The following is a 275-nucleotide window of genomic DNA, read 5'->3' as shown; positions in this document are numbered from 1 at the left end:
GCTTAATGGGAGACCAATCAGATAATATTCCAGGTGTACCAGGAGTTGGTGAAAAAACGGCGATTAAATTGTTAACACAGTTTGGAACAGTTGAAGAAGTGTATGAAAATATAGATCAAGTAAGCGGGAAGAAATTAAAAGAAAAGCTGGAAGCAAATAAAGAGCAAGCTCTTATGAGTAAAGATCTTGCAACGATTATTACAGATGCGCCGATTACTGTGCATGTGGATGATATGGAGTATAAAGGGTATGAAGCAAGTGATGTCATTCCAATG

1 protein-coding gene is annotated in these 275 nt (G+C 37.5%); it reads left to right on the top strand.

Annotated features, from left to right (window positions below; genetic code table 11):
- On the top strand, positions 1-275 hold a 275-nt coding region (locus tag MR083_RS27210; protein WP_277931495.1), incomplete at both ends, for a 5'-3' exonuclease H3TH domain-containing protein.

Source organism: Bacillus cereus group sp. BfR-BA-01408, assembly GCF_022663305.1.
Lineage (GTDB): Bacteria > Bacillota > Bacilli > Bacillales > Bacillaceae_G > Bacillus_A > Bacillus_A pacificus.
Note: the sequence above shows the minus strand (reverse complement) of the source record. Positions and strands in the feature narration are given on the sequence as shown.